Raw genomic sequence first — 7244 nt, 5'->3', positions numbered from 1 at the left:
TCAAACGCGCGCCACGTGAACTCGCGATCGCTCTTGGCGACGCAGTCAGAACCGGCGCTCTTATCCCCGTCTCAAGTGATGCGAGCGCGTTTTATTCTTTTTGGATCGATTTTCTGCGCTCATGCGAGGCGCGCGCATTGTCACGCAGATTGCGCGCGAAAGCCAATGCAAAACGTCGTCCTCAAATTTCGCTGACGGCAGTGACCTGCGCGTTTGCTTTGAAGAACGCACGGCGTGCACGGCAAATCAGGCGCCGCCCCGCACCACGCAGCGGAAGCCCACATGGCTTGTGGAGGTATCGACCGGCTCCGCGTGACGCGCTGCAGGGCGATATCGCCGGCAATAATTCGGCGCGCACAGATGCGAGCCGCCCTTGAGAACCTTTCGCGGGATTTTGACCTGCGGCTGGCATGGATCGTAACTCTGGTCTTCGCGCGGGCCGCGCGGATTGTCGGGGATGCAGCAGGCCTTCTGCGCATCGGCCTCATGGCCGGCGACAAACCAGTCCGACGTCCATTCCCAGACATTGCCGATCATGTCATGGAGGCCGTAGCCATTCGGCGGAAAAGCGGTGACCGGAGAGGTGCGCGTGAAGCCGTCCTCCGCCAGATTTTCGTGCGGGAAATGGCCCTGCCAGGTATTGGCGCGATGTTCGCCGCCGGGCCTGAATTCATCGCCCCACGCATAGTCCGCGCCGTCAAGGCCGCCGCGGGCCGCGAACTCCCACTCCGCTTCGGTCGGCAGATCCTTGCCCGCCCAGCGCGCATAGGCGAGCGCGTCCGCATAAGCGACATGCACCACCGGGTGATTGTCGAGACCGTTGATGTTGCTCTTCATCCCGTAAGGATGACGCCAGTCCGCGCCCTTCAGAAATGTCCACCACTGGCTCCAGTCCTTCAGATTGACCGGATGGGCCGGCGGCGAGAAGACCAGCGAACCGGCATAGAGCATGTGCGGCAGCGCGCCGGGATATCCTTCGGATCGGGCGGGATTTCCGCAACGGTGACATGGCCGGTCGCCTTGACGAAATCTCTGAACTGCCGGTTCGTTACCGGCGTTCGGTCGATGCGGAAGGCATCGACGCTGACGCGATGCACGGGCGCCTCTTCCGGATAATGCCGGTCCGAGCCCATGCGAAAGGTGCCGCCGTCGATATGCACCATGGCGCCGGATGCGGCTGTGTCCGGCGACACAGGTGCTGCGATCATTTCCGCCATGCCCGGTCTCCCTGCATGCGTGACATCGCATTCGCGCGCCATGCCCGCCGGAATGTGCGCCCGCGGCAGCGGCCTTCTCACCATACCAGACCGGCAAGAATGCGCGAGCGGCGCGAAGGTCACGTTTGAAGGAGAGGCCGAACGCAGCTATATGACCGGCCGGCGGCTATCGCGCCGGCGAGGCGCTTTAAGGCCCCGTAGCTCAACTGGATAGAGCATCGGATTTCTAATCCGGCGGTTGGGGGTTCGATTCCCTCCGGGGTCGCCATTCGTCGAGGCTTTGAGCAAGGTTCAGCGGCCAGGCGCTGTTCAGACGCAAATACTTCCGCTTCGCGGCGAACGAACAAGGCCGAAAGCGCGTCCGCCCCCCTCCCCGATGTCGGAAAATTGAGAAGCGCGGCAGGAGGATTCATCCGAGCGCCGGGGTTTGTGTTGAACGGGCGCAAGCAGGAGGAACCATGAAAACCGGGCTTGCACTTTGCGTAGTGGCAGGACTCGCAATTTTGTGCGCAGGCGCGCCGGCGCAGACCAGCATCGCAACGATTAGCGCCGCGAGCGCGCAGACGACCGAATGGTCCGCCGTGAAGACGCGCCACCATGTGCACGTCCACAAGCGGCAGGTTCACGTCTATCGGAAACCTTCTTACGTCTATCGCGCGCCATCCTATGGTCGCGTCGGCGATCCGTCGCTCGGGCCCGATGGACGGCCCTATGCGCGGCCGCATGACCTGGGCGGCTGCATCTTCGACGAGGGCTACGGGCGCTTCTCCGCCTGTCCGAACCGGTAGGCGCCCCCCTATTCCGCCAGCATCACCACGGCCTCGACCTCGAACAGCGCACCCTCGAGCGCGAATTTCGAGATCTGGACCGTCGTCGAAGCCGGTGGCGCCGACACATTGACGTATTTGTCGCGCACCTCGCGCAGGATCGGCAGGTGCGACATGTCGGCGAGGTAATTGTTGAGCTTGACGATGTCGGGAAAGCCTGCGCCCACCGCTGCGAGCGCGAGCCTGATATTCTCAAAGGCCTGCGTCGCCTGCGCGCGGAAATCGCCCGCCGCGCCGACCAGTTTGCCGTGCGCGTCAAGCCCGAGCTGGCCCGCGATATAGGCGATTCGCCCAGGTCCCTTGACCTCGACCACATGGGTGTAGCCGGGCGGCTTGTAGAGCGTCGGCGGATTGAGAAAGCGCGGCTGTGCCATCGGAACCCTCCCCGGCGGTCATTTATTGTTGTTGGTTAGATTGTTGTTCGGTCGCCGCGCATCGGGCACGGCACACCGTTTATCGACAGGCAAAGCAGAGCGGAGCGAGCCTGAGGCTTTGGCCCCCCTCAGGCAGCAATCAATGCGTCCACAACCCGCGGCGCTGGTAGGCGAAGTTGTCGGCATAGGCGATGGTCCGCCGCGCCGGCTCCTTCGGCTCGAACACCTGATACGGAATACCCTCGCGCTCGCAATAGGCGATCGCCTCCTCACGGGTGGCAAAGCGAAGCCGGACCTGGCTCTTCATGTCGGTCGACGAGGTCCAGCCCATCAGCGGCTCAACCACGCGCGGCGCCTCCGGCTCGAAATCCAGCACCCAGTCCTTGGTCTTGGCGGTACCCGACTGCATCGCCGTCCTGGCGGGCTTGTAGATCCGTGCGGTCATCCGAGGTCCCCCTCTCGTACCCGGCGAACAATGGTCGGGGCAGCAGGATTTGAACCTGCGACCCTCTGCTCCCAAAGCAGATGCGCTACCAGGCTGCGCTATGCCCCGATCCTGCCGGCTTGGGCGCATGAATAGGGATTTTGCGAGGGACCCGCAAGTCGCAGCCGGGGCTGCCCAAGGGGTGGCTTTATCGGCCAGAGAAAAGCGGATGGGCGACCTTGTCGCCGGCGGCAATACCGAGCTTTTTGGCAGTCCCGCCAATCACCTCCAGGACCCCGCGGACGGGCCCGCCGGACGGTATGGTCTTCTCGGAGAGCGGTTCGGTGTTTTCGGCGATTCGTCGGATCGTGCCGTCGGCGTTGATGAACAGCATGTCCAGCGGGATGTAGGTGTTGCGCATCCACATCGAGACGTCCTGGTCGGGCTTGAAATCGAACAGCATGCCCTTCCCCTCCGGCAGCTCTTTCCGGAACATCAGGCCCTTCTGCCGTTCCTCGTCGGTCCGGGCGAGCTCGACGCTGAAGACGTGGACGCCGTTCTTGGTGACGATCTCGAGGGTCGTCTCGTCGGCAGCCCTGGCGGCCAGCGATACCGTCAAAAACAATGCGGCCAGCGCCATGAGGGCAAGCCGCGACAGCAGATTCGAATGGGAATTGTCCAAGCCAGCCACCCTGCCGCGTATCATGGACGCCAGACACCGCCTGACGCCGGGATGTTTTGCGGCGATCAGTCTAGTGAGAGGCGGGTCCGTGCGGTCCGCCGTCCGGCTGCACTTCCGCAGCCATCATACCCTTCGGACCCGGTCCGAAACGCACCAGCACGGTCTGGCCGGGGCGGAGTTCGGTCATGCCATAGCGGCGAAGGGTTTCCATATGGACGAAGATGTCCGGAGTTCCGTCGCCGCGGGTCAGGAAGCCGAACCCGCGCAGGCGATTGAACCATTTGACCACGGCACGCTCAAGTCCCGAGGTGGGCGTGACGGTGACGTGGGTGCGCGGCGGCGGAAGCTGTGCAGGATGGATCGCCGTCGACTCATCCATCGAGAGGATGCGGAAAGCCTGCATGCCTTTCGGCCGGGCAAGCGCCTCGCAGACGATGCGCGCTCCTTCGTATGCAGTCTGAAAGCCATCACGACGCAGACAGGTGACGTGCAGCAACACGTCAGCAGACCCGTCATCGGGAACGATGAATCCGAATCCCTTCGAGACGTCGAACCATTTGATGGTGCCCGTGATCTCAATCAGGTTGGCGGCGGATTCGTCCGACACCCCTTCATGACGATCTGGCCTCAGATCGTAGCCTGCACCGGACAACTTTGGCCCCATCTCGCCGGACGCCATGACCGCCGCGCCGCCGCTTTCTCTAGCGTCTCTTTCGGACGCTTGAAACGAATCTCTTTGATTCAAGAGTAACACTGGCGCCTGTTTGTAAAAGGGGAAAATGCGGGCTGCAAACGTTTACCGAAGGGCCTGTGCAAAAGTTGACTCGATGCGAATCAGTGCGCAATCAGCGGCGCCAATGCATCTCCGATGTCGTGACGTATCACCAGATCGGCAATCGAATCAAAGTCGGTCGGCTCACGATTGATAATGACGAGTTGAGCCCCGCTCTTTTTCGCCTGCAGTGGAAAACCCGCAGCCGGCCAAACGACCAGAGAAGAGCCGATCGCGATAAAAAGGTCGCAATCCGAAGCCCATTCCTGGGCGCGTCGCATCGCTTCCTCCGGCATGGCCTGCCCGAACGAAACCGTCGCCGTCTTGATATAGCCGCCGCATTCGCAATCCGGAGCGTGGCCGCTCGCTTCGAAACGATCGCGAATATCGGGCAATTCATAGCGCTTTGCGCATTCGAGGCATGTTGCGAAAGTCGTATTGCCGTGAAGCTCGATCACGGCTTCGTGCGGAACTCCCGCCGCCTGATGCAGATTGTCGATGTTCTGTGTGATCACACCCGGAGTCTTACCAGCACGATAAAGTGATGCGAGCGCGAGATGCCCGCGCGTCGGCTTCGCCTTGCCGAAATAATCTTCCATCGCGAAACGTCGCCGCCATGCCTCGTCCCGCATTTCGCTGCTGGCCATGAACACGTCGAAGGGGATGGGCTGGGTTTTTGTCCACAATCCACCGGGCGAACGAAAGTCCGGTATCCCACTTTCGGTTGATATCCCTGCGCCGGTGAAAGGGACGACGCGCTCCGAATTTTCGATCATCGCGCGCAATGCCGCTGTCGCGGTCTGCAGGTCGGGGGCGATCATCGCGCAGGCCTTTTGTTATCCAACCAATAATCTTCGAGAGAATTATTGCCCGCCCCCATCCTGGCGCGCAACGTTCCGACCTCGCATCACTCGCTCCAACCTGATAGACGCTGCCCATCACGGACGACAGGAACCGGAACGATGCGCTATCTGCACACCATGCTGCGCGTACGCGACCTCGACGCCGCGCTCGACTTCTACTGTAACAAGCTTGGCCTGAGGGAATCCTTCCGTCGCGAGGATCCGAACGGCCGCTATACGCTCGTCTTCCTCATGGCCCCCGGCGACCACGCCTTGATCGAGCAATCGAAGCGGCTCGGGCGACCGGGCCCGCTGCTCGAGCTCACCTATAATTGGGACACCGAGGATTACGGCGAGGCGCGACATTTCGGTCACCTCGCCTTCGAGGTCGACAATATCTACGACACCTGCGAGCGCCTGATGAAGGGGGGTGTCACCATCAACCGGCCGCCGCGCGACGGTCAGATGGCCTTCATTCGCTCGCCGGACCGGCAGTCCATCGAGCTCCTGCAAAAGGGCAATGCCCTTCCGCCCAAGGAACCCTGGGCGTCGATGCCCAATACTGGGCATTGGTAGCCATTTTTGGCGGGACGCAAGGCGCGCCTTGCCTCCCCGCGCAAGCCTCACTATACAGGCCCGGCCTTCACCGGCCGGTCAGCGCCCATCGTCTAGCGGTCTAGGACGTCGCCCTTTCACGGCGAAAACAGGGGTTCGAGTCCCCTTGGGCGCGCCAGTTATTTCAATGACTTGGCCGAATCGGGCAGCGCCACATCGGTGCGGCTGGCTTGGTGCCTCATATGGCTGGCGCGCTCTCGGCACAAACCACGCCCCGCATCAAACTCCCCTCGAAGAATACGAGCGCGCAGCGTGGCCTGGCTCAGGGTTTCATGTAGGTCACGCCATCCTTCTTGATTGAAAAGCGCATCAAGTCTTCTGCGATGACCATGGGACCCTGGTAGTTTTTCTTGGCCCGCTCCTCCACGTCGGCCTCGGTCGGTGCCGGGATTTTGCCGTCGGTGAGCAGAACGATGTGGTAGAGCGCCGCCATCTTCGGCTTGGTCCGCGCGAAGACCGTTCCCACTTCTTCAGGCTTTGTGTGGTGGGCGATGATGTATCGAACCGGAACCGACTTCTCCAGCAACTCATCCTTTGCCATAGCGGCCTGATGAATCAGCAGATCGGTCCCGGTGGCGTGCTTGATGAGGTTTTCCGAGAATTTCGTGTCTCCCGAAAGGACGACGGAGCGACCATCGTAGTCCACGCGAAACCCGAAGCAGGGCTTGATGAGCTCGCCATGATCGACCTCGAAGGCGGTCACCTTGACGCCGTTCTGATTATAGATGACGCCTTCTTCGATTTCAGTTGCGCTGATGGCCGCCCCTTCGCGCGCAAGCTTCTGGTCTGCGATGCGTGTTTCGACATCCCAGTCATAAGCCTTTTCGAGCCCTGCCATCATGGCCTTCGTGCCCTTCGGGCCCCAGACCCGCATCGGTGTGCTGCGCCGTCCGAATGGAGAGGGAAGCCAGCCCGTCAGCCATACGTCAGGGATGCCCACAATATGATCTGAATGAAGGTGCGTCAGAAACAGGCCATTGATCGAGCCCATCGGCGTTCCGGTTTGCCAGATCCGTTGCGAAGCACCGCGTCCGGCATCAAACAGCAATATTTCCTTCCCCGCTTTCACCAGCGTGGCCGGTCCAAATCGCTTCATTGTGGGTGCGGGAAAACCGGTCCCAAGTGTGATCACCTCGAAATCGTTGGCGGCAGCGGTTTGCGCTGACGACACATCCGGGTGTGCGATCAACGTCAGGGCGATCACAATCAGCGACACCTTGCTGAGCATGTCCGTTCCTCCCCTCGCCTGACAAAGGCGGCATTCGCCGCTCGTTTGAGTGCGTCATTGTGGGCGCGCCCAAACTTCAGTCAATTGAGGGTGTCCCGCGATGCGGGTCGCGGGAGTTCATTTTCTCGTTGCGCCAATCACTCCCGCGGACGGCGACTGTGCCCGCCATCCGACGACTGGGCGGATGGCCCTGCTTCCCACCCGACGCTCAATCGGTCAGCTGGGCGCGGGAAACCGGCTGCGGCCCATAGGGTGTCGAAGCG

8 protein-coding genes, 3 tRNA genes and 1 pseudogene are annotated in these 7244 nt (G+C 61.8%); 4 read left to right on the top strand and 8 right to left on the bottom strand.

Annotated features, from left to right (window positions below; translation table 11 throughout):
- Positions 1-246: 246 nt before the first annotated feature.
- A pseudogene (locus VN004_RS05525) lies at positions 247-1208 on the bottom strand (formylglycine-generating enzyme family protein).
- 200 nt (positions 1209-1408) lie between these two features.
- On the opposite strand from VN004_RS05525, the gene VN004_RS05520 reads away from it, so the two are divergent.
- Positions 1409-1485, top strand: a tRNA-Arg gene (locus VN004_RS05520).
- A 190-nt stretch (positions 1486-1675) separates the two neighbouring features.
- Positions 1676-2005 (top strand): hypothetical protein, encoded by a 330-nt coding sequence (locus VN004_RS05515; protein WP_325607806.1) that lies wholly within the window; start codon positions 1676-1678, stop codon positions 2003-2005.
- An 8-nt stretch (positions 2006-2013) separates the two neighbouring features.
- Here the strand turns inward: VN004_RS05515 and VN004_RS05510 are convergent, their stop codons facing one another.
- The 6 genes from VN004_RS05510 to VN004_RS05485 all read right to left on the bottom strand — a co-directional run bounded on the left by VN004_RS05510 (position 2014) and on the right by VN004_RS05485 (position 5117).
- The gene (locus VN004_RS05510) at positions 2014-2418 is read right to left on the bottom strand and encodes a RidA family protein (protein WP_325607804.1); all 405 of its coding nucleotides are present in this window, start codon (positions 2416-2418) and stop codon (positions 2014-2016) included.
- A gap of 139 nt (positions 2419-2557) precedes the next feature.
- A complete protein-coding gene (locus VN004_RS05505; RefSeq protein WP_325607802.1) occupies positions 2558-2863 on the bottom strand; it encodes an ETC complex I subunit in 306 nt (101 codons plus the stop codon).
- Between the two features lie 31 nt (positions 2864-2894).
- A tRNA-Pro gene (locus VN004_RS05500) sits at positions 2895-2971 on the bottom strand.
- A gap of 79 nt (positions 2972-3050) precedes the next feature.
- Positions 3051-3482, bottom strand: a complete 432-nt coding sequence (locus VN004_RS05495) for a DUF192 domain-containing protein (RefSeq protein ID WP_325607810.1) — start codon at positions 3480-3482, stop codon at positions 3051-3053.
- Between the two features lie 112 nt (positions 3483-3594).
- Complete coding sequence (locus tag VN004_RS05490) at positions 3595-4203, bottom strand: cold-shock protein (protein WP_414710233.1); 609 nt, start codon at positions 4201-4203, stop codon at positions 3595-3597.
- Positions 4204-4358: 155 nt separating this feature from the next.
- On the bottom strand, positions 4359-5117 hold the full coding sequence (locus VN004_RS05485; RefSeq protein ID WP_325607800.1) for a Sir2 family NAD-dependent protein deacetylase: 759 nt from the start codon (positions 5115-5117) through the stop codon (positions 4359-4361).
- Between the two features lie 141 nt (positions 5118-5258).
- On the opposite strand from VN004_RS05485, the gene VN004_RS05480 reads away from it, so the two are divergent.
- Positions 5259-5714: a VOC family protein gene (locus VN004_RS05480; RefSeq protein WP_325607798.1), complete on the top strand. Its 456-nt coding sequence runs from the start codon at positions 5259-5261 to the stop codon at positions 5712-5714.
- Positions 5715-5795: 81 nt separating this feature from the next.
- Positions 5796-5871, top strand: a tRNA-Glu gene (locus VN004_RS05475).
- 144 nt (positions 5872-6015) lie between these two features.
- Here the strand turns inward: VN004_RS05475 and VN004_RS05470 are convergent.
- Entirely contained in the window at positions 6016-6981 is a 966-nt protein-coding gene (locus VN004_RS05470; protein ID WP_325607796.1) for an MBL fold metallo-hydrolase, read from the bottom strand.
- Between the last annotated feature and the right edge of the window lie 263 nt (positions 6982-7244).

This window comes from Pseudorhodoplanes sp. (genome assembly GCF_035565855.1).
In the GTDB taxonomy this organism is placed as follows: domain Bacteria; phylum Pseudomonadota; class Alphaproteobacteria; order Rhizobiales; family Xanthobacteraceae; genus Pseudorhodoplanes.
The sequence above is the reverse complement of the archived record's forward strand: the minus strand, read 5'-3'. Positions and strand labels throughout refer to the sequence as shown.

Excerpts from the sequence above, each read along its gene's own strand:
- VN004_RS05510 (WP_325607804.1), bottom strand. The coding sequence starts at position 2,418 with ATGGCACAGCCGCGCTTTCTCAATCCGCCGACGCTCTACAAGCCGCCC.
- VN004_RS05490 (WP_414710233.1), bottom strand. The coding sequence starts at position 4,203 with ATGGCGTCCGGCGAGATGGGGCCAAAGTTGTCCGGTGCAGGCTACGAT.
- VN004_RS05495 (WP_325607810.1), bottom strand. The coding sequence starts at position 3,482 with ATGGCGCTGGCCGCATTGTTTTTGACGGTATCGCTGGCCGCCAGGGCT.
- VN004_RS05515 (WP_325607806.1), top strand. The coding sequence starts at position 1,676 with ATGAAAACCGGGCTTGCACTTTGCGTAGTGGCAGGACTCGCAATTTTG.
- VN004_RS05485 (WP_325607800.1), bottom strand. The coding sequence starts at position 5,117 with ATGATCGCCCCCGACCTGCAGACCGCGACAGCGGCATTGCGCGCGATG.
- VN004_RS05505 (WP_325607802.1), bottom strand. The coding sequence starts at position 2,863 with ATGACCGCACGGATCTACAAGCCCGCCAGGACGGCGATGCAGTCGGGT.
- VN004_RS05470 (WP_325607796.1), bottom strand. The coding sequence starts at position 6,981 with ATGCTCAGCAAGGTGTCGCTGATTGTGATCGCCCTGACGTTGATCGCA.
- VN004_RS05480 (WP_325607798.1), top strand. The coding sequence starts at position 5,259 with ATGCGCTATCTGCACACCATGCTGCGCGTACGCGACCTCGACGCCGCG.